This window comes from Verrucosispora sp. WMMD703, from assembly GCF_049178935.1.
In the GTDB taxonomy this organism is placed as follows: Bacteria; Actinomycetota; Actinomycetes; order Mycobacteriales; family Micromonosporaceae; genus Micromonospora; species Micromonospora sediminimaris.
In genome coordinates this window covers 5,408,443-5,427,486 of the sequence record NZ_JBMHMM010000004.1, presented here as the reverse complement: position 1 = coordinate 5,427,486, position 19,044 = coordinate 5,408,443, and the positions used below count along the sequence as shown (strand labels likewise).

The 19,044-nt window shown below is 66.5% G+C and carries 11 protein-coding genes, 1 tRNA gene and 3 rRNA genes; 12 read left to right on the top strand and 3 right to left on the bottom strand.

Going from position 1 to position 19,044, the window contains the following annotated elements:
• Positions 1-251: 251 nt before the first annotated feature.
• From ACN26Z_RS25185 to ACN26Z_RS25160, 6 genes are all read left to right on the top strand, one after another.
• Positions 252-325: transfer RNA gene (locus ACN26Z_RS25185), tRNA-Pro, on the top strand.
• A 157-nt stretch (positions 326-482) separates the two neighbouring features.
• Positions 483-1,829: a trigger factor gene (tig, locus tag ACN26Z_RS25180; protein WP_282237120.1), complete on the top strand. Its 1,347-nt coding sequence runs from the start codon at positions 483-485 to the stop codon at positions 1,827-1,829.
• A 168-nt stretch (positions 1,830-1,997) separates the two neighbouring features.
• Entirely contained in the window at positions 1,998-2,639 is a 642-nt protein-coding gene (locus ACN26Z_RS25175; RefSeq protein ID WP_093411495.1) for a ClpP family protease, read from the top strand.
• 14 nt (positions 2,640-2,653) lie between these two features.
• Entirely contained in the window at positions 2,654-3,316 is a 663-nt protein-coding gene (locus ACN26Z_RS25170; protein WP_093411492.1) for an ATP-dependent Clp protease proteolytic subunit, read from the top strand.
• Positions 3,317-3,522: 206 nt separating this feature from the next.
• The gene (gene clpX / locus ACN26Z_RS25165) at positions 3,523-4,818 is read left to right on the top strand and encodes an ATP-dependent Clp protease ATP-binding subunit ClpX (RefSeq protein ID WP_210830537.1); all 1,296 of its coding nucleotides are present in this window, start codon (positions 3,523-3,525) and stop codon (positions 4,816-4,818) included.
• A gap of 133 nt (positions 4,819-4,951) precedes the next feature.
• The gene (locus tag ACN26Z_RS25160; protein WP_282237121.1) at positions 4,952-5,749 is read left to right on the top strand and encodes a carbon-nitrogen hydrolase family protein; all 798 of its coding nucleotides are present in this window, start codon (positions 4,952-4,954) and stop codon (positions 5,747-5,749) included.
• Positions 5,750-5,754: 5 nt separating this feature from the next.
• Here the strand turns inward: ACN26Z_RS25160 and ACN26Z_RS25155 are convergent, their stop codons facing one another.
• Positions 5,755-5,982 carry a hypothetical protein gene (locus ACN26Z_RS25155; RefSeq protein ID WP_282237122.1) on the bottom strand — a complete coding sequence of 76 codons (228 nt, stop codon included), beginning with the start codon at positions 5,980-5,982 and terminating at the stop codon, positions 5,755-5,757.
• Positions 5,983-6,695: 713 nt separating this feature from the next.
• Here ACN26Z_RS25155 and ACN26Z_RS25150 point away from each other — a divergent pair.
• The 3 genes from ACN26Z_RS25150 to rrf all read left to right on the top strand — a co-directional run bounded on the left by ACN26Z_RS25150 (position 6,696) and on the right by rrf (position 11,907).
• Positions 6,696-8,210: ribosomal RNA gene (locus ACN26Z_RS25150) — 16S ribosomal RNA — on the top strand.
• A 373-nt stretch (positions 8,211-8,583) separates the two neighbouring features.
• Positions 8,584-11,695, top strand: a 23S ribosomal RNA gene (locus ACN26Z_RS25145).
• A gap of 95 nt (positions 11,696-11,790) precedes the next feature.
• Positions 11,791-11,907 (top strand): 5S ribosomal RNA (gene rrf, locus ACN26Z_RS25140).
• The 16S, 23S and 5S rRNA genes sit together here, the layout of an rRNA operon.
• 308 nt (positions 11,908-12,215) lie before the next feature.
• Here the strand turns inward: rrf and ACN26Z_RS25135 are convergent.
• Positions 12,216-12,899, bottom strand: coding sequence for a hypothetical protein (locus tag ACN26Z_RS25135; RefSeq protein ID WP_282237123.1), 684 nt, complete (start codon positions 12,897-12,899; stop codon positions 12,216-12,218).
• A 69-nt stretch (positions 12,900-12,968) separates the two neighbouring features.
• Between ACN26Z_RS25135 and ACN26Z_RS25130 the strand changes: the two genes are divergently transcribed.
• The 3 genes from ACN26Z_RS25130 to ACN26Z_RS25120 all read left to right on the top strand — a co-directional run bounded on the left by ACN26Z_RS25130 (position 12,969) and on the right by ACN26Z_RS25120 (position 17,406).
• A complete protein-coding gene (locus ACN26Z_RS25130; protein WP_421463605.1) occupies positions 12,969-15,587 on the top strand; it encodes a valine--tRNA ligase in 2,619 nt (872 codons plus the stop codon).
• Between the two features lie 185 nt (positions 15,588-15,772).
• On the top strand, positions 15,773-17,044 hold the full coding sequence (locus ACN26Z_RS25125) for a bifunctional folylpolyglutamate synthase/dihydrofolate synthase (protein ID WP_421464720.1): 1,272 nt from the start codon (positions 15,773-15,775) through the stop codon (positions 17,042-17,044).
• A complete protein-coding gene (locus tag ACN26Z_RS25120) occupies positions 17,041-17,406 on the top strand; it encodes a DUF4233 domain-containing protein (RefSeq protein WP_421463603.1) in 366 nt (121 codons plus the stop codon). Before ACN26Z_RS25125 ends, ACN26Z_RS25120 begins: the two co-directional genes overlap by 4 nt.
• A 48-nt stretch (positions 17,407-17,454) precedes the next feature.
• Here ACN26Z_RS25120 and ACN26Z_RS25115 read toward each other — a convergent pair whose 3' ends face one another.
• A complete protein-coding gene (locus ACN26Z_RS25115) occupies positions 17,455-18,936 on the bottom strand; it encodes a VOC family protein (RefSeq protein WP_421463601.1) in 1,482 nt (493 codons plus the stop codon).
• Positions 18,937-19,044 lie beyond the last annotated feature (108 nt).

Below are 19,044 nucleotides of genomic sequence, written 5' to 3'. Positions count from 1 at the left end.
ATGTTGCGGTCTCACGAGGCCGGGAAACCGCAACATCCCGCAAACTGCACCCGCCGACCCGCCGACCCGCCGACCCGCCGACCCGCCGACCCGCCGACCCGCCGACCCGCGCCGACCCGCCGGCCCGCGCCGACCCGCCGGCCCGCGCTGCCCCGCGCGGAGTGCTGGTGCCTGGTTTGTCCTCGTTCGGCGCGTTGGGGGACGCCCCGGCAGTCGGTTGTCGGAGGGACGGCATAGACTGCTCGTCGCCACGGGGTGTGGCGCAGCTTGGTAGCGCACTCGCTTTGGGAGCGAGGGGCCGTGGGTTCAAATCCCGCCACCCCGACTGCCGCAAGCACCGGACGGCGGCACCCGGACGACCGGCACGCGGGGCATGCCTGCAGCCGGCCCCGGGTGCCGCTGGTCCGCCGTGTCGGTTCGCCTACACTCGATGGGCCGAAAGTGTGCCCAGAATCAACCGAGATCCGTCAAGGAGTACGCCTGTGAAGAGCACCGTCGAGACTCTGAGCCCGACGCGCGTGCGGCTCGCCATCGAGGTGCCGTTCGTCGAGCTCGAGCCGAGCCTCAAGAAGGCGTACCGGGAGATCGGCCAGCAGATCCAGATCCCCGGCTTCCGTAAGGGGAAGGTGCCGCCGGCGATCATCGATCAGCGGGTCGGCCGGGGCACCGTGCTCAACGAGGCGGTGCAGGAGGCGATCCCGCAGAACATCCTCGCCGCGGTCCGGGAGCACGACCTGAAGACGCTGGGCCGTCCCGAGGTCGACATCACCGAGTTCAACGACGGTGACTCCCTCAATTTCACCGCCGAGGTGGACGTCCGGCCGGAGATCACCGTGCCCGACCTGGCCTCGATCGAGGTCACCGTCGACGAGCTGCAGATCGACGACAGCGAGATCGACGAGCAGGTGAACGGGCTGCGTGAGCGTTTCGCCACCCTGAAGACCGTCGAGCGCGCCGCGGCCGAGGGCGACTACGTCCAGATCGACCTGCGGGCGACCGTCGACGGCGAGGAGGTGCCGGGCGGTTCGGCCAGCAACATCTCGCACGAGGTGGGCAGCAAGCAGCTCCTACCGGGGCTGGACGAGGCGGTCGTGGGTCTCTCCGCCGGTGAGGACACCACCTTCACCACCCAGCTGGTGGGCGGCGACTTCGCCGGCCGCGACGCCGAGGTGCTGGTGACCGTGCGCACCGTCAAGGAGAAGGAGCTGCCCGAGCTGGACGACGAGTTCGCCCAGCTCGCCAGCGAGTTCGACACCATCGAGGAGCTGCGGGCGGACCTGCGCGAGCGGGTCACCCGGGGCAAGCGGGTCGAGCAGATCTACGCCGCTCGGGACAAGGCCCTGGAGCAGCTTGTCGCGGCCGCCGACGTGCCGGCGCCGGAAGGCGTGATTCGCGACGAGGTGGAGAGTCGCAAGGAGGCGATGGCCGACCAGCTGGAGCGCATCGGCGCCTCGATGGAGGACTACCTCGCCGCCGAGGAGAAGACCGAGGAGCAGATCGACGCCGAGCTGACCGACGCCGCCACCCAGGGCGTGAAGGTGCAGTTGCTGCTCGACACCCTCGCCGACGCCGAGGACGTGCAGGTTTCCGACGACGAGTTCGGTCACGAGATCGTCCACCGCGCCCAGCGCGCCGGTATGGCCCCCCAGCAGTACTACGACCAGCTTGTTCGCTCCGGTACTGCCGGCGCGGTCTACGGCGACGTCCGGCGGGGCAAGGCCCTCGCCTCGGTGATGGAGCGCATCACGATCAAGGACTCGGCCGGCAACGTGGTGACCATGGACGCGCTGCGTGAGGCGAGCGAGCAGGAGCACTCGCACGAGCACTGATCGCCGGGTGGGCCACCGTCCGCCGGTCGCGGTGGGTGGTGGCCCAATCCCTTTCCGGGTACGCCTTCGGCCTGCTGCGCTGAGAGCGAACAGTGCCCGGACCGGGAGTCCGGCGACCGGCCCAGCGGTTAGTGTCGGACACGACGGTACGGAGAGCGAAGGGCTGCCATGACCGACATGCACATCCCAGCGAAGCCGCTACGGGCGATCGACGCCCGCGGCGGTGACACCATTGGCAACCTCGACGACTCGGTCTACAACCGGTTGCTCAAGGAGCGGATCGTCTTCCTGGGCAGCGAGGTGACCGACCAGGTCGCCAACCGCATCTGCGCGCAGCTGCTGCTGCTCGCCGCGGAAGACCCGGACCGCGACATCAACCTATGGATCAACTCGCCCGGTGGCTCGGTCTACTCCGGCATGGCCATCTACGACACGATGCAGTTCATCGACAACGATGTGTCGACCGTGGCGATGGGCATGGCCGCGTCCATGGGCCAGCTGCTGCTCTGCGCGGGCACGAAGGGCAAGCGTTACGCCCTGCCGCACGCCCGGATCATGATGCACCAGCCCTCCGGCGGGATGGGCGGCACCGCCGCCGACATCGCGATCCAGGCCGAGCAGATGCTGTACACCAAGCGGATGTTCCAGGAGCGCGTCGCCTACCACACCGGTCAGCAGCCGGCGCAGATCGAGGCGGACTCGGACCGGGACCGCTGGTTCACCGCCCAGGAGGCCGTCGACTACGGCTTCATCGACAAGGTGATCACGGGTGCCGCTCAGGTTCCCGAGGGCGCCGGGACCCTGAGCTGATCGAGGAGCAGACGATGACCGACCTCAGCCTGCCGCCCCAGTTCGCGGCCGTGCACAACCGCTATGTTCTGCCGTCGTTCGTCGAGCGCACGTCGTACGGGGTCAAGGAGTCCAACCCGTACAACAAGCTCTTCGAGGACCGCATCATCTTCCTTGGCGTGCAGGTGGACGACGCGTCGGCCAACGACGTGATGGCCCAGCTGCTCACCCTGGAGGGGACGGACCCCGACCGGGACATCATCATGTACATCAACTCGCCGGGTGGTTCGTTCACCGCCATGACGGCGATCTACGACACCATGCAGTACGTCCGGCCAGACATTTCGACGGTCTGCCTCGGCCAGGCCGCCTCGGCTGCTGCGGTGCTGCTCTCGGCGGGCACTCCGGGCAAGCGGATGGCCCTGCCGAACTCCCGCATCATCATCCACCAGCCGGCCACCGAGGGCGGCTACGGGCAGGGCTCGGACATCGAGATCCAGGCCAAGGAGATCCTGCGGATGCGCACCCAGCTGGAGGAAATGCTCTCCCGGCACTGCAACCGCCCGGTCGACCTGGTTCGCAAGGACATCGACCGTGACAAGATCATGACGGCCGAGGAGGCCCGCGAGTACGGGCTGGTCGACACGATCCTCACCAGTCGTAAGAAGGGTCTGTTGGCCGCGAACGCGGCCAGCTGACCCCTACCGGGTCAGAGGTCGGTCGGGCTCGTTGCCGACCGACCTCTGACACACCCGTTTTGGGGGTCGGAGAAACCTCCGGCAGCGGGTAACGTCGGGTCCGTACCGCTTCGCCGGGCGACCGGCGGGCGATAGAAGACGGGCGGAGCGTCAGCGTCCGCAGGTCGTGGCCGGGGCTCCGGCCGATGAGTGCAGGGAGAACGTAGGTGGCACGGATCGGTGACGGCGGCGACCTACTGAAATGCTCCTTCTGCGGGAAGTCGCAGAAGCAGGTCAAGAAGCTCATCGCGGGCCCTGGGGTCTACATCTGCGACGAGTGCATCGATCTCTGCAACGAGATCATCGAAGAGGAGTTGGCCGAGTCCGGCGAGGTGAAGTGGGAAGAGCTTCCCAAGCCGATGGAGATCTGCCAGTTCCTCGACAACTACGTCGTGGGGCAGGAGGGGGCCAAGAAGGCCCTCGCCGTCGCGGTCTACAACCACTACAAGCGGATCCAGGCCGAGGCGGCCGGTGCGCCGGGCTCCGGCAACGACGGGGTGGAGCTGGCCAAGTCGAACATCCTCCTGCTGGGCCCGACCGGTTGTGGCAAGACCCACCTGGCGCAGACCCTGGCCCGGATGTTGAACGTGCCCTTCGCGATCGCCGATGCCACCGCCCTCACCGAGGCCGGCTACGTCGGTGAGGACGTGGAGAACATCCTCCTCAAGCTGATCCAGGCCGCGGACTACGACATCAAGCGGGCCGAGACCGGCATCATCTACATCGACGAGGTCGACAAGATCGCCCGCAAGTCGGAGAACCCGTCGATCACCCGTGACGTCTCCGGTGAAGGCGTGCAGCAGGCCCTGCTGAAGATGCTTGAGGGCACCGTCGCGAACGTGCCCCCGCAGGGCGGCCGCAAGCACCCCCACCAGGAGTTCATCCAGATCGACACCACAAACGTGCTGTTCATCTGCGGTGGTGCCTTCGCCGGCCTGGATCAGATCATCGAGGCGCGTACCGGCCATGGGGGCACCGGCTTCGGTGCCCGGCTGCGCGCCGTCTCCGACCGCTCCACCGATGACATCTTCAGCCAGGTGATGCCGGAGGACATGCTCAAGTTCGGGCTGATTCCCGAGTTCATCGGTCGACTGCCGGTGATCACGAGCGTCCGGAGCCTGGACCGCACCGCGCTGGTGAGGATCCTCACCGAGCCGCGCAACGCCCTGGTCCGGCAGTACCAACGCCTCTTCGAGCTGGACGGCGTCGAGTTGGAGTTCGAGCGTCCCGCCCTCGAAGCGATCGCCGACCAGGCGATGCTGCGTGGCACCGGCGCTCGTGGGCTGCGCGCCATCATGGAGGAGGTTCTGCTCTCCGTGATGTACGAGGTGCCCAGCAATCCTGATGCCGCCCGGGTGCTGATCACTCGTGAGGCGGTACTGGAGAACGTGAACCCGACCATCGTTCCGCGTGAGTTCACGGGGCGCCGTGCCCGGCGCGAGCGCGAGGAGAAGTCCGCCTGAACTCGACCGGTGGCTCGGTCTGCCCCCTGCCAGCGACGGCGGGACGCGGGCGGCGGCGACCGCCGCGCTGCTGGACGAGTTCCCCGCGACCGCACACTGCGGCCGGCCACCGTCCACCCGTACGCTGGCAGCCATGCGCGTCGCCGTCTGCCAGCTGAACTCCCGGGATGACCGAGAGGCGAACCTCGCCGCCGCGGAATCCCTCATCGAACGCGCTGCTGGCGCCGGCGCGGACCTGGTGCTGCTGCCGGAGTATGTCGACTATCTCGGCCCAGGCGCCGGGATGCCCGCGCCGGAGTCCGCGGACGGCCGCGTGGGCGCGTTCTTCGCCGCCGCGGCGCGTCGGCTCGGGATCTGGCTGATCGCCGGCTCCTTCCACGAGGCAGGCCCCGACCCGGACCGCACCTGGAACACCACGCTGGTCTTCGACCGTTCGGGTACGCTCGCCGCCTCCTACCGCAAGATCCACCTGTACGACGTGGAGATCCCCGGCCGCGTTTCCTATCGGGAGTCGGCGACTGTGGCGCCCGGGGAGCAGCCGGTCGTGGTCGACGTCGAAGGGTTACGGGTGGGCCTGTCCATCTGCTATGACCTGCGCTTCCCGGAGCTCTACCGGCAACTGGCCACCGTTGGTGCCGCCCATCTGCTGGTGGTGCCGGCGGCTTTCATGATGCACACCGGGAGAGACCACTGGGAGGTGCTGCTGCGAGCCCGCGCGATCGAGAACCAGTGCTTCGTGGCAGCAGCCGGGCAGACCGGTGACCACGAACCCGACCGCACCTGTTACGGGCGGAGCATGGTGATTGACCCCTGGGGGACAGTGCTGTCCCAGGTACCCGACGGTCCGGGGCTCGCGGTGACCGACATCGACCTGAGCTGCCTGGACCGGATCCGTGCCGAGCTGCCGAGCCTGGCGAATCGCCGGCTCTGACGCCGCTATCCCTGAAGTAGTACGCCGACAAGTGCGAAGCCGGCGATGGCGGCTGCGGTGATCAGAAGAGCGGTGCTCATCCTGGAGGGGCCACGTCGGGCCAGACGGCCGATCGAGACCAGGACCGCGAAGAGCACGAAGGCACCGATGAGCAGTTGCCATATCGGTAACAGCAGGCCGAGCAGCGCGTCCTCGGCGAGGACCGGGCGTACGGGCCGGGACACGTCATCCATGCCTGACACTCTGGCACGTCGGAACCCCTCATGGCCGTCTGCGGGGGACAGCAGCGGAGACTGCGCCCGTACCCGAACCGGCTTCGGTGAGCCGAGCCGTCGGCCGGGACCGAACACCGGGATGCCACCCGACCAGCGTCCACTGCACTCAAACCTCGTATCGATGAACGATGATTTGCCTTCTCGGGGGTGTCCGCGTAACTTTCTCTCTGCACGCGGGAGGCCGGGCAAACCGGCCGAGAACGGGCGCCAGCAACGCGAAGACCAGTCAACGCGGAGCTGAGGCCGGGCGGTGTGGAGCGACTCAGCGAGATGGAGTTGCGATCGCGAAGCCGACCGGGTAGGGTTCTGGAGCCGGCAGGAGCCGGGCGGGTTGTCCTGAGTGATGATCGGCCGGTCTGCGGTTCTCCACGACAGTCGCTGACACCGCAAGGTGGGCGATGGCGTGGGCCCCGAGCGAGTTACGAGAAGCCTGATTGTTCAGGTTGACCTCGGAACACAGTTCGGATAGTTTGGAGCGGTTGCCCCGGACGCGGTTCCTCAAATGAGGGCCCGGGTTTGGTGTGTGGTTGTTCTTTGAGAACTCAACAGGGTGCTTGATATGCCAGTGCCAAATTTTTGTTTGATTCCCGGGCTGGCCAGTTTTTCTGGTTGGTTTGGATTCCTTTGGCAACAATTTTGTTTGTTGCTGGGATGGATTTTCCTTCAGGTTTTTGTTGGAGAGTTTGATCCTGGCTCAGGACGAACGCTGGCGGCGTGCTTAACACATGCAAGTCGAGCGGAAAGGCCCTTCGGGGTACTCGAGCGGCGAACGGGTGAGTAACACGTGAGCAACCTGCCCTAGGCTTTGGGATAACCCCGGGAAACCGGGGCTAATACCGGATATTCACTTACGGACGCATGTTTGTGGGTGGAAAGTTTTTCGGCTTGGGATGGGCTCGCGGCCTATCAGCTTGTTGGTGGGGTGATGGCCTACCAAGGCGACGACGGGTAGCCGGCCTGAGAGGGCGACCGGCCACACTGGGACTGAGACACGGCCCAGACTCCTACGGGAGGCAGCAGTGGGGAATATTGCACAATGGGCGGAAGCCTGATGCAGCGACGCCGCGTGAGGGATGACGGCCTTCGGGTTGTAAACCTCTTTCAGCAGGGACGAAGCGCGAGTGACGGTACCTGCAGAAGAAGCGCCGGCCAACTACGTGCCAGCAGCCGCGGTAAGACGTAGGGCGCGAGCGTTGTCCGGATTTATTGGGCGTAAAGAGCTCGTAGGCGGCTTGTCGCGTCGACTGTGAAAACCCGTGGCTCAACTGCGGGCCTGCAGTCGATACGGGCAGGCTAGAGTTCGGTAGGGGAGACTGGAATTCCTGGTGTAGCGGTGAAATGCGCAGATATCAGGAGGAACACCGGTGGCGAAGGCGGGTCTCTGGGCCGATACTGACGCTGAGGAGCGAAAGCGTGGGGAGCGAACAGGATTAGATACCCTGGTAGTCCACGCTGTAAACGTTGGGCGCTAGGTGTGGGGGGCCTCTCCGGTTCTCTGTGCCGCAGCTAACGCATTAAGCGCCCCGCCTGGGGAGTACGGCCGCAAGGCTAAAACTCAAAGGAATTGACGGGGGCCCGCACAAGCGGCGGAGCATGCGGATTAATTCGATGCAACGCGAAGAACCTTACCTGGGTTTGACATCGCCGGAAATCTCGCAGAGATGTGGGGTCCTTCGGGGCCGGTGACAGGTGGTGCATGGCTGTCGTCAGCTCGTGTCGTGAGATGTTGGGTTAAGTCCCGCAACGAGCGCAACCCTCGTCCCATGTTGCCAGCAATTCGGTTGGGGACTCATGGGAGACTGCCGGGGTCAACTCGGAGGAAGGTGGGGATGACGTCAAGTCATCATGCCCCTTATGTCCAGGGCTTCACGCATGCTACAATGGCCGGTACAATGGGCTGCGATACCGTGAGGTGGAGCGAATCCCAAAAAGCCGGTCTCAGTTCGGATCGGGGTCTGCAACTCGACCCCGTGAAGTCGGAGTCGCTAGTAATCGCAGATCAGCAACGCTGCGGTGAATACGTTCCCGGGCCTTGTACACACCGCCCGTCACGTCACGAAAGTCGGCAACACCCGAAGCCGGTGGCCCAACCCTTGTGGAGGGAGCCGTCGAAGGTGGGGCTGGCGATTGGGACGAAGTCGTAACAAGGTAGCCGTACCGGAAGGTGCGGCTGGATCACCTCCTTTCTAAGGAGCACCATCCAGCGAAGGCTGGTATGGAGCCCGCGGCCCGCGGATGTCGGGTCGGGGTGCTCGATTGGCGGAGACACTGGCGAGTTTTCCTCGGCAACGGCCGGAATTTCCTAGTACAGCTGCCCTGTGGGGTGGTGGGAACGGGGTTGTGGTGCGGCTGGGGGAGGCGTAGGGCACCCTGTTGGGTCCTGAAGGAACAACCCGTGGTGGTTGTCTTTCAGAGCCGATGCTTGGGACGTGGTGTCCTGAGTGGCGCCAGGCATGGCCTGGTTTCTCATACCGCCGGTGGTTGCCGGGCTGGTGGGAGACGGTGGGTTGTGGGTTGGTTGTTTGTTGAGAATTGCACAGTGGACGCGAGCATCTTTGTGGTCAAGTTGTCAAGGGCGAACGGTGGATGCCTTGGCACCAGGAGCCGATGAAGGACGTGGGAGGCCGCGATAGGCCTGGGGGAGCTGTCAACCGAGCTGTGATCCCAGGGTGTCCGAATGGGGTAACCCGGCATCAGTCATGTGGTGTCACCTGCACCTGAACTCATAGGGTGTGTGGAGGGAACGCGGGGAAGTGAAACATCTCAGTACCCGTAGGAAGAGAAAACAACATGTGATTCCGTGAGTAGTGGCGAGCGAAAGCGGATTGAGGCTAAACCGGTTGCGTGTGATACCTGTCAGGGGTTGCGTGGTCGGGGTTGTGGGACCCTGCTACACGAGCTGACACTCGTGTGAGGAGTGATAAAGCCAGTGGTTAGCTGAATGGTCTGGAAAGGCCGACCGTAGACGGTGATAGTCCGGTAGGTGAAAGCTGCTGGTCTTCTGTGGGTGTTCCCGAGTAGCGGCGGACTCCTGAAATCTGCCGTGAATCTGCCAGGACCACCTGGTAAGCCTAAATACTTCCTGGTGACCGATAGCGGACGAGTACCGTGAGGGAATGGTGAAAAGTACCCCGGGAGGGGAGTGAAATAGTACCTGAAACCGTTCGCCTACAATCCGTCGGAGCCTTGCGGGGTGACGGCGTGCCTTTTGAAGAATGAGCCTGCGAGTTAGTGGCATGTGGCGAGGTTAACCCGTGTGGGGGAGCCGTAGCGAAAGCGAGTCTGAAGAGGGCGTTTGAGTCGCATGTTCTAGACCCGAAGCGGAGTGATCTAGCCATGGGCAGGCTGAAGCGCGGGTAAGACCGTGTGGAGGGCCGAACCCACCAACGTTGAAAAGTTGGGGGATGACCTGTGGTTAGGGGTGAAAGGCCAATCAAACTCCGTGATAGCTGGTTCTCCCCGAAATGCATTTAGGTGCAGCGTCGTGTGTTTCTTGCCGGAGGTAGAGCACTGGATGGTCTAGGGGGCCTACAAGCTTACCGAAATCAGCCAAACTCCGAATGCCGGTAAGTGAGAGCGCGGCAGTGAGACTGCGGGGGATAAGCTTCGTAGTCGAGAGGGAAACAGCCCAGATCACCAGCTAAGGCCCCTAAGCGTGTGCTAAGTGGAAAAGGATGTGGGGTCGCATAGACAACCAGGAGGTTGGCTTAGAAGCAGCCACCCTTTAAAGAGTGCGTAATAGCTCACTGGTCAAGTGGTTCCGCGCCGACAATGTAGCGGGGCTCAAGCACACCGCCGAAGCTGTGGCACTCACACAGAGCCCGGTGTCTGTCTTTCGAGGTGGGCATCCAGGTGTGTGGGTGGGTAGGGGAGCGTCGTGCCGGGGGTGAAGCAGCGGGGTGACCTAGTTGTGGACGCGGCACGAGTGAGAATGCAGGCATGAGTAGCGAAAGAAGGGTGAGAAACCCTTCCGCCGGATGACCAAGGGTTCCAGGGCCAGGTTAATCCGCCCTGGGTGAGTCGGGACCTAAGGCGAGGCCGAGAGGCGTAGTCGATGGACAACGGGTTGATATTCCCGTACCCGCGAAGGAGCGTCCCTGATGAACCTCGTTGTGCTAACCACCCGAGCCTGGTGCGGTCTTCGGACCAAGCTGGGGGAGCGTGGGAACCTGGCGGGTAGTAGTCAAGCGATGGGGTGACGCAGGAAGGTAGCTGAGCCCGGCCGGTGGTTGTGCCGGGGTAAGCGTGTAGGCCGACGTGTAGGCAAATCCGCACGTCATGAAGGCTGAGACGTGATGCCGAGCCGATTCAGGTGAAGTCAGTGATCCTATGCTGCCGAGAAAAGCCTCTAGCGAGTTCCGAGCGGCCCGTACCCCAAACCGACACAGGTGGTCAGGTAGAGAATACCGAGGCGATCGGGCGAACTGTGGTTAAGGAACTCGGCAAATTGCCCCCGTAACTTAGGGAGAAGGGGGGCCGGAGACGTGAAGCCCCGCGCGGGTGGAGCGTTGTATGGCCGCAGAGAGCAGGGGGAAGCGACTGTTTACTAAAAACACAGGTCCATGCGAAGAAGTAATTCGATGTATATGGACTGACGCCTGCCCGGTGCTGGAACGTTAAGGGGACCTGTTAGCTCTTCGGGGCGAAGCGGAGAACTTAAGCGCCAGTAAACGGCGGTGGTAACTATAACCATCCTAAGGTAGCGAAATTCCTTGTCGGGTAAGTTCCGACCTGCACGAATGGCGTAACGACTTCCCCACTGTCTCAACCACAGGCCCGGCGAAATTGCAGTACGAGTAAAGATGCTCGTTACGCGCGGCAGGACGGAAAGACCCCGGGACCTTTACTATAGCTTGACATTGGTATTTGAGTCGGCTTGTGTAGGATAGGTGGGAGCCGGTGAAGCTCATACGCCAGTATGGGTGGAGGCAATCTTGAAATACCACTCTGGTTGATTCGGGTATCTAACTTCGGACCGTTATCCGGTTCAGGGACAGTGTCTGGTGGGTAGTTTAACTGGGGCGGTTGCCTCCTAAAGGGTAACGGAGGCGCCCAAAGGTTCCCTCAGCCTGGTTGGCAATCAGGTGTTGAGTGCAAGTGCACAAGGGAGCTTGACTGTGAGACTGACGGGTCGAGCAGGGACGAAAGTCGGGACTAGTGATCCGGCACTTGCGTGTGGAAGCGGTGTCGCTCAACGGATAAAAGGTACCCCGGGGATAACAGGCTGATCTTCCCCAAGAGTCCATATCGACGGGATGGTTTGGCACCTCGATGTCGGCTCGTCGCATCCTGGGGCTGTAGCAGGTCCCAAGGGTTGGGCTGTTCGCCCATTAAAGCGGTACGCGAGCTGGGTTTAGAACGTCGTGAGACAGTTCGGTCCCTATCCGCCGTGCGCGTAGGATACTTGAGAAGGGCTGTCCCTAGTACGAGAGGACCGGGACGGACGAACCTCTGGTGTGCCAGTTGTCCCGCCAGGGGCACGGCTGGTTAGCTACGTTCGGAAGGGATAACCGCTGAAAGCATCTAAGCGGGAAGCCTGCTTCAAGATGAGGTATCCCACCACCTTCGGGTGGGTAAGGCCCCCAGCTAGACGACTGGGTTGATAGGCCGGAAATGTAAGCCCGGTAACGGGTTCAGTTGACCGGTACTAATAGGCCGAGGACTTGACTATCAAAGTTGCTACGCGTCCACTGTGTAACTCACAACAAACAAACAACACCCCAACAAGCGTGTTGGTGTTGGTGTTGTTTGACATGTTGATAAGGTTACGGCGGTCATGGCGGAGGGGAAACGCCCGGTCTCATTCCGAACCCGGAAGCTAAGCCCTCCAGCGCCGATGGTACTGCACCCGGGAGGGTGTGGGAGAGTAGGACACCGCCGGACATTCTTCGATTCAGGGCCACCCCAACGGGGGTGGCCCTGAAGTCATTTCTGGGCGACCCACTACGTCTCTCGGGCCGATAGGCGCGGCCGTCGTCACCTGGGGTGCCGAGATGTACGGCGTACTCCTGGTGTGTCTTCTCGCCGGTGGCGGAGTCGTCCTGGTGGCCCTCGCCAGGCTGGCCACGCCGGTGCGGCACGCCCGTCCGAGCTGACCGGACGCGGCGGGTCAGTCTCAGCGTGGCCGGTCGCGCCCGAGGGAGGGCGCGGCAGCCGTCGCACGAGCATCCGAGTCAGCGGCCCCGCAGCCGTCAGTCGCGGGTCTGCATGCTCTCCCTGATCTGCCGCAGCAGACCGGCGGAGTCGTCGACCGAACGGGCGGGGAACATGGCCAGCACCACGCTGCCGTGGTCGGCCCAGCCGCAGACCGCGAAATCGCCGCCCTCGCCGCCGGTGCTGCCGCACTTCATCACGCCGCCCAGCCGCCCCGGCGACACGCCGCGGAGCCCGGTCACGGCTGCGGTCTCGTCTGCCATCAGCTCGAACAGACTTTCCAGATCCCGCTCAGGCTGCCACAGCAGAGTGGTGCCTCCGAAGATCAGAACCGATCGCCGGGCGTCGGCCGGGTCCTGGTAGACGGCGCCGAAGCTGCTGTCGAGCTGAATGTCGGCAGCCAGTCCGCTCCGCAGGTAGTCGGCGGTGCTGGCAGCCCGGTCGCTGCTGTCCAGACGAAGACCGGCGACCTGGTCGGGGATGGCGATCCGGGCGTCCTTCTGTTGCACGATCCGCCAGCCCCAGGTGCCGAACGCGCCCACCCCCACCAGCGCGATGATCGCGAGCGCCGCCACGACCAGACGTCGCCGCCGGGACCGCACGCCCGGCCGGTCGGTGGCGTCTGCCGGCTCGCGGTCGCCCAGTTCGATCGGCTCGTCGGTCAGCTCGACCGGCGGAGCGCCCTCGTCGAGCTGGCGGGCACTGAGATGTGCGTCGGACATAGCCGACACCGTACGCGAACGACAGGTGGCGCACGTCGGGTCCGTCGAAGCGCTCCGTAGACTTTCAGGGTGACCGAGAGACTGGATGCCCGACGCCCCGACGCCCCGACCCTCGCCGGCCAGTATCAGCCGGGTGAGGTAGAGCAGCGACGGTACGAGCAGTGGGTAGCCGACGGTCGATTCCGTGCCGCCGCGGACAGCGAGCGGCAGCCCTTCACCATCGTCATCCCGCCGCCGAACGTCACCGGCTCGCTGCACATGGGCCACGCGCTCGACCACACGGTGCAGGACGCGCTGGTGCGGCGCAAGCGGATGCAGGGCTACGAGGCGCTCTGGCTGCCGGGCATGGACCACGCTGGCATCGCTACCCAGAACGTGGTCGAGCGGCAGCTCGCCGCGCAGGGGCTCTCCCGTCACGACCTGGGCCGGGAGAAGTTCGTCGAGCGGGTGTGGCAGTGGAAGGCGGAGTCCGGCGGAGCGATCCTGGGCCAGATGCGCCGGCTCGGCGACTCGGTCGACTGGGACCGGGAGCGCTTCACCATGGACGAGGGCCTGTCCCGCGCCGTGCAGACCATGTTCAAGAAGCTGTACGACGACGGCCTGATCTACCGGGCGAACCGGATCATCAACTGGTGTCCGCGCTGTCTCACCGCGCTGTCCGACATCGAGGTGGAGCACACCGACGACGACGGCGAGCTGGTCTCGATCCGGTACAGCGACGAGGTGGTGGTGGCCACCACCCGGGCGGAGACGATGCTCGGCGACACGGCGGTCGCGGTGCACCCGGACGACGAGCGGTACCGCCACCTGATCGGCACCGAGGTCGAGCTGCCGTTGACCGGGCGGCGGATCCCGATCGTGGGCGACGCCCACGTCGATCCGTCGTTCGGCACCGGCATGGTGAAGGTGACCCCGGCGCACGACCCGAACGACTTCGAGATCGGGCAGCGGCACGACCTGCCCAGCCTGACGATCATGGACGAGCGGGGTGTCATCACCGCGCACGGACCGTTCGAGGGCCTGGACCGGTTCGAGGCCCGACCGGCGATCGTGGCGGCGTTGCGGGCCGAGGGACGCGTCGTCGCGGAGAAGCGGCCGTACGTGCACGCCGTCGGTCACTGCTCCCGGTGCCGTACCACCGTCGAGCCGCGGTTGTCGTTGCAGTGGTTCGTCAACACCTCGCCGCTGGCCAAGGCGGCCGGCGACGCGGTACGCGACGGTCGGGTGCGCATCGAGCCGGCGGAACTGGCCAAGCGCTACTTCGCCTGGGTCGACAACATGCACGACTGGTGCATCTCCCGGCAGCTCTGGTGGGGCCACCGGATTCCCGTCTGGTACGGCCCGGCCGGCGAGGTGGTCTGCGTCGGCCCGGACGAGCAACCGCCGGCCGGCGAGGGTTGGCACCAGGACGAGGACGTGCTTGACACCTGGTTCTCCAGCGGCCTCTGGCCGTTCTCCACGCTCGGCTGGCCGGAGCAGACCCCGGACCTGGCGAAGTTCTACCCGACCAGCGTGCTGGTCACCGGGTACGACATCCTGTTCTTCTGGGTCGCCCGGATGATGATGTTCGGCCTGTACGCGATGGACGGCCGGCAGCCGTTCGACGTGATCGCCCTGCACGGGATGGTCCGCGACGAGCACGGCAAGAAGATGTCCAAGTCGTTCGGCAACGTGGTCGACCCGCTGGACTGGATCGACAGGTACGGCGCCGACGCCACCCGGTTCACCCTGGCCCGGGGCGCCAACCCCGGCGGCGACGTGCCGGTCAGCGAGGAGTGGTGCCAGGGCTCGCGGAACTTCTGCAACAAGCTCTGGAACGCCACCCGGTTCGCGTTGCTCAACGGTGCGCACACCGACGGCCCGATGCCGGACGCCGGACGGCTGTCGACCGTCGACCGGTGGATCCTGTCCCGGCTGGCCCACGTCACCGCCGAGGTCGACGAGCAGTTCGAGTCGTACGAGTTCGCCAAGGTCTGTGACCTGCTGTACCACTTCGCCTGGGACGACGTCTGCGACTGGTACGTGGAGCTGAGCAAGCCGGTGCTGGCCGGCGGTGGCGAACCGGCCGAGGTCAGCCGCCGGGTTCTCGGTCACGTCCTGGACCAGCTGCTGCGGCTGCTGCACCCGGTGATCCCGTTCGTCACGGAGGAACTGTGGACGGCACTCACCGGCGGCGAGACGGTGCTGACGGCAGCCTGGCCCACGGCTGATCGGGCGCTTATCGACGACGCGGCCGAGACGGAGGTGGCCACCCTCCAGCGGGTGGTGACCGAGGTCCGCCGGTTCCGCTCCGACCAGGGCCTGCGCCCGACCCAGCGGGTCGCGGCCCGGCTCGACGGGCTGTCCGGTGCCGGTGTGGCGGCGCACGAGCCGTTGATCCGGTCGCTGGCGCGGCTGGATCCGGCCGGTGACGATTTCCAGGCCAGTGCGACGCTGGCCATGCCGGGTGAGGTAAGTGTCGCGTTGGACACCCGAGGCTCGATCGACGTTGCCGCCGAGCGGGCTCGGTTGACCAAGGATCGCGCGGCGGCGGAGAAGGAGGCGGCGCAGGCCCGGGCGAAGCTGGACAACCCGGCGTTCGTCGGTAAGGCCCCCGAGCACGTCGTATCCAAGATCCGCGAACGACTGTCGGTCGCCGAGGCCGACCTGGCTCGCATCGATGCCGCCCTGGAGGCACTTTCCTCGTGACCGACCCTGTCGACCGAACCGACCCTGTCCGCGCCGACCGGCCCGGTGCCGTACCCAGCGAACCGACCGACCGCGCCCGTACCGGTGATGGTGCGGGCGCGGACCGCCGGGAGCGGACCGGTCGGGCCGATCGTGCCGCCTTCGCGCAGGTGGAAGCCGAACTGGCCGCGCGTGGCTTCACCCGGATGGTCTTCGAGCTGGACCGCATCTCGTCCCTGCTGGACCTGCTGGGCAGCCCGCAGCGGGCGTACCCGTCGATCCACCTGACCGGGACCAACGGCAAGACCTCCACGGCCAGGATGATCGACTCGCTGCTGCGGGCCTTCGGGCTGCACACCGGGCGGTACACCAGCCCGCACCTGGAGACCGTGCGGGAGCGGATAAGCCTGGACGGCGAGCCGGTGGACGAGGCTCGGTTCACCGCCGTGTACCACGAGGTGAAGCCGCTGGCCGAACTGGTCGACGACCGTTCGGCCGAGCCGCTGACCTACTTCGACATGACCACGGCGCTGGCCTTCGCCACCTTCGCCGACGCCCCCGTCGACGTGGCCGTGGTCGAGGTGGGTCTCGGTGGCGCCGAGGACGCCACAAACGTCATCCAGGCGGGGGTGTGCGTACTGACCCCGGTCGGGCTCGACCACACCGAGTGGCTCGGTGACACGCTCCAGGACATCGCGGTGGCCAAGGCCGGCATCATCCACCCCGGTGCCACGGTCATCTGCGCCGCCCAGGAGGAGGAGGCCGCCCGGCCGATCCTGCAACGCTGCGCGGAGGTGGGCGCGACCGTGGCCCGGGAAGGCTCGGAGTTCGGCGTACTGCGCCGGGCTGTCGCGGTCGGCGGTCAGGTGCTCACCCTGCAAGGGCTCGGTGGGGTGTACGAAGAGGTCTTCGTCCCGCTGCACGGTGCCCACCAGGCACAGAACGCGGCGGTGGCGCTGGCCGCCGTCGAGGCGTTCCTCGGTGCGGGTGCCCGGCGGCAGCTCGACGTGGAGGCGGTGCGGGAAGGCTTCGCCGCCGCCAGCTCCCCGGGGCGGCTGGAGCGGGTGCGTTCCGCGCCGACGATCCTGCTCGACGGCGCACACAATCCGCAGGGCATGGCGGCCACTGTCACCGCGCTCCAGGAGGAGTTCGCGTTCAGCAAGCTGGTAGCCGTCATGGGAACCCTCGCCGACAAGGACGCCGCCAGCATGCTGGAGCTGCTGGAGCCGGTGGTCGACCAACTGGTGGTGACGCGGAACAGCTCGCCCCGGGCCCTGCCGGTCAAGGAACTGGCCGCGCTGGCTGCGGAGGTGTTCGGCCCGGACCGGGTCGAGGTGGCCGAGGAGATGCCGGACGCCATCGAGGCGGCGGTGGCGCTGGCCGAGGAGGACGTGCCGGGCGAGCTGGCCGGCGTCGGGGTGCTCATCACCGGTTCCGTGGTGACCGTGGCCGACGCCCGCCGGCTGCTGAAGCGATGACCGGCGACGGCGACGGCCAGCCCCGCCGGTCGGGCCTGCGCGACCCGCAGCGGGCGGTACGCGGGCTCGGTGCGGCTGCCCTCGCCCTGGAGGCGTTGGTGCTGCTGCTGGCGATCCAGCCGATCCGGGCGGTCGGCGCTGACCTCGGTGGCGTGGCGATCGCCGTGGTGGTGGCGCTGGCCGTGGTCTCCGCCGTGCTCGCCGGCATGATGCGCCGGCCGTGGGCCTGGCACGCCGGCACCGTGTTGCAGGGTCTGCTGCTGTTGTCCGGCCTGCTGCACTGGTCGCTGTTCGTGCTGGGCGTGATGTTCGCGCTGGTGTGGGCGTACGCGCTGCACGTGCGCCGCGTCATCCTCGGCTGAGAGCGGCCGCGGAGGTGCGTCAGGCTACCGGCTGCCCCAGGGGCCTCGTCATGCCTCGGCGAGTTCCCGCCACTGGGTCAGCGCGATGCCGTGCCCGTCGGGGTCGCGGAACGCCGCCGCCCACACCTCCAGCTTGCTGCCACGGTTGACCACCCGGGGCGGGTAGGTGAATCGGACGCCGGACTCGCGCAGCCGCTCGTACGCCGACTGGATGTCGTCCACGTCGAGGTTGACGTGGACCAGCCGGCGGCTGATCGGCTGGGCCCCGGTCACCTCGCGTAGCACCAGGCGGGTCGCCCCCGAGGAGAGCACCGCGTTGGCGGCACCCCGGTCGACCTCGGTGAAGCCGAGTCGATCCCGGTAGAACTCCAGCGAGCGGGACAGCTCGGTGACCAGCAGGGTGATGCCCACCCCGCTGATCGGTGCTGCCGGGTCGGCGGCGTCCGGGTCGAAGCCGAAGATCGCCTCGTCCAGTTCCCCCGCGTCGACCGCCTCCGCCCGGTCCGCAGCGGACTGCGGGTGATCGTCGACAGTCCGACGGTCGCCGGGCGTCGCCCGGCTGTCGGCCGTCGGGCGTTCGGTGCTGGCGGTCTGGCGCGGTTCCGGATCGTCGAGCGGCAGGTCGAGCGGGTCGAGGGGATCCATCGGATCGGCCAGGCTCGCGGCCGGGCCGGTCGGTGGCGGCGCTGATCGATCGCCCGTCGGGTCGGCAGGTTCGTCTCCGGCGGCGGTCGCCGCCGGGCTGAACGGTTCCTCAGTGAACCGCTCCTCGGCGGGCATCCGAGGCGCGGGGGTGGCGCGGCGGGGCAACCGCTGCTCGTCGGAGCGTTCCACCACGGTTCCCTCCAGCACGACCGGTCGGCCCGGGCGCTGGCGTACCCGCACCGTCTCGTGGTGCTCCACCGGTTCGGCCGCGGCCTCGTGCGGTCGGCCGTCCGACGGACCGCCGAGCGGACCTTCGGACGGATCGTCGGAGGGATCGTGGAAGTCGTCCTCCGGTGCCCGACCGGCCCACGGCGGCGCCTCCTGCCCGATCAGCACCTCGTCCGGCGGCACCGTGGCGAACTCGGGGGGCAGGTCGGCGGTGCTGCCGGCCTCGGTGTGGGTGAGCACCTCGTCCCAGAGCACCCGGACGTGTCGCGGGTCGTCCAACGCCACCCGGATCGGCAGGGTCTGCCCCAGCGACGGCCACTTCGACACCGGAACCCGCGGCTCGATGATCTTCTTCGAGCGGGGCGGCAGCCCGGGCGCGTCGATCACCAGTTGCAGCTCGCAGCGACCGAAGGCGTACTGGGTCGGCGGCTCGGATGCGCTGTGCACGTGGCCGGCGCCGACGACCCAGGTGCGGCCGCCGCTGCGCACGGTGGCCAGCGCGATCGCCAGGGCCAGCAGGGCGGCACCGAGTGCGACGATGGCCCAGCTGGTCATGCCCAGGCCGAAGAGGATGACGAAGGTGGCCACGGTGCCCAGCACCGCGGCGATCAACTTGCGTACCGGTGCGATGGGTCGGTTGCCGCCACCATTCGCCACAGTGGACCTCCCGGGGGTCAGGGCCAGGCTAGGCCGGATCGGGGGCCGGGGGAAGGCCGGCCACCGCGCCGGCGCCGGGTCCGGGTCGCTAGGCTGACCGTACCCAGC

What these genes read in the sequence shown, in the direction of transcription:
- ACN26Z_RS25160 (WP_282237121.1), top strand. Translation starts at nt 4,952, where the DNA reads ATGCGCGTCGCCGTCTGCCAGCTGAACTCCCGGGATGACCGAGAGGCG.
- ACN26Z_RS25170 (WP_093411492.1), top strand. Translation starts at nt 2,654, where the DNA reads ATGACCGACCTCAGCCTGCCGCCCCAGTTCGCGGCCGTGCACAACCGC.
- ACN26Z_RS25155 (WP_282237122.1), bottom strand. Translation starts at nt 5,982, where the DNA reads ATGGATGACGTGTCCCGGCCCGTACGCCCGGTCCTCGCCGAGGACGCG.
- ACN26Z_RS25135 (WP_282237123.1), bottom strand. Translation starts at nt 12,899, where the DNA reads ATGTCCGACGCACATCTCAGTGCCCGCCAGCTCGACGAGGGCGCTCCG.
- ACN26Z_RS25120 (WP_421463603.1), top strand. Translation starts at nt 17,041, where the DNA reads ATGACCGGCGACGGCGACGGCCAGCCCCGCCGGTCGGGCCTGCGCGAC.
- ACN26Z_RS25175 (WP_093411495.1), top strand. Translation starts at nt 1,998, where the DNA reads ATGACCGACATGCACATCCCAGCGAAGCCGCTACGGGCGATCGACGCC.
- ACN26Z_RS25125 (WP_421464720.1), top strand. Translation starts at nt 15,773, where the DNA reads ATGGTCTTCGAGCTGGACCGCATCTCGTCCCTGCTGGACCTGCTGGGC.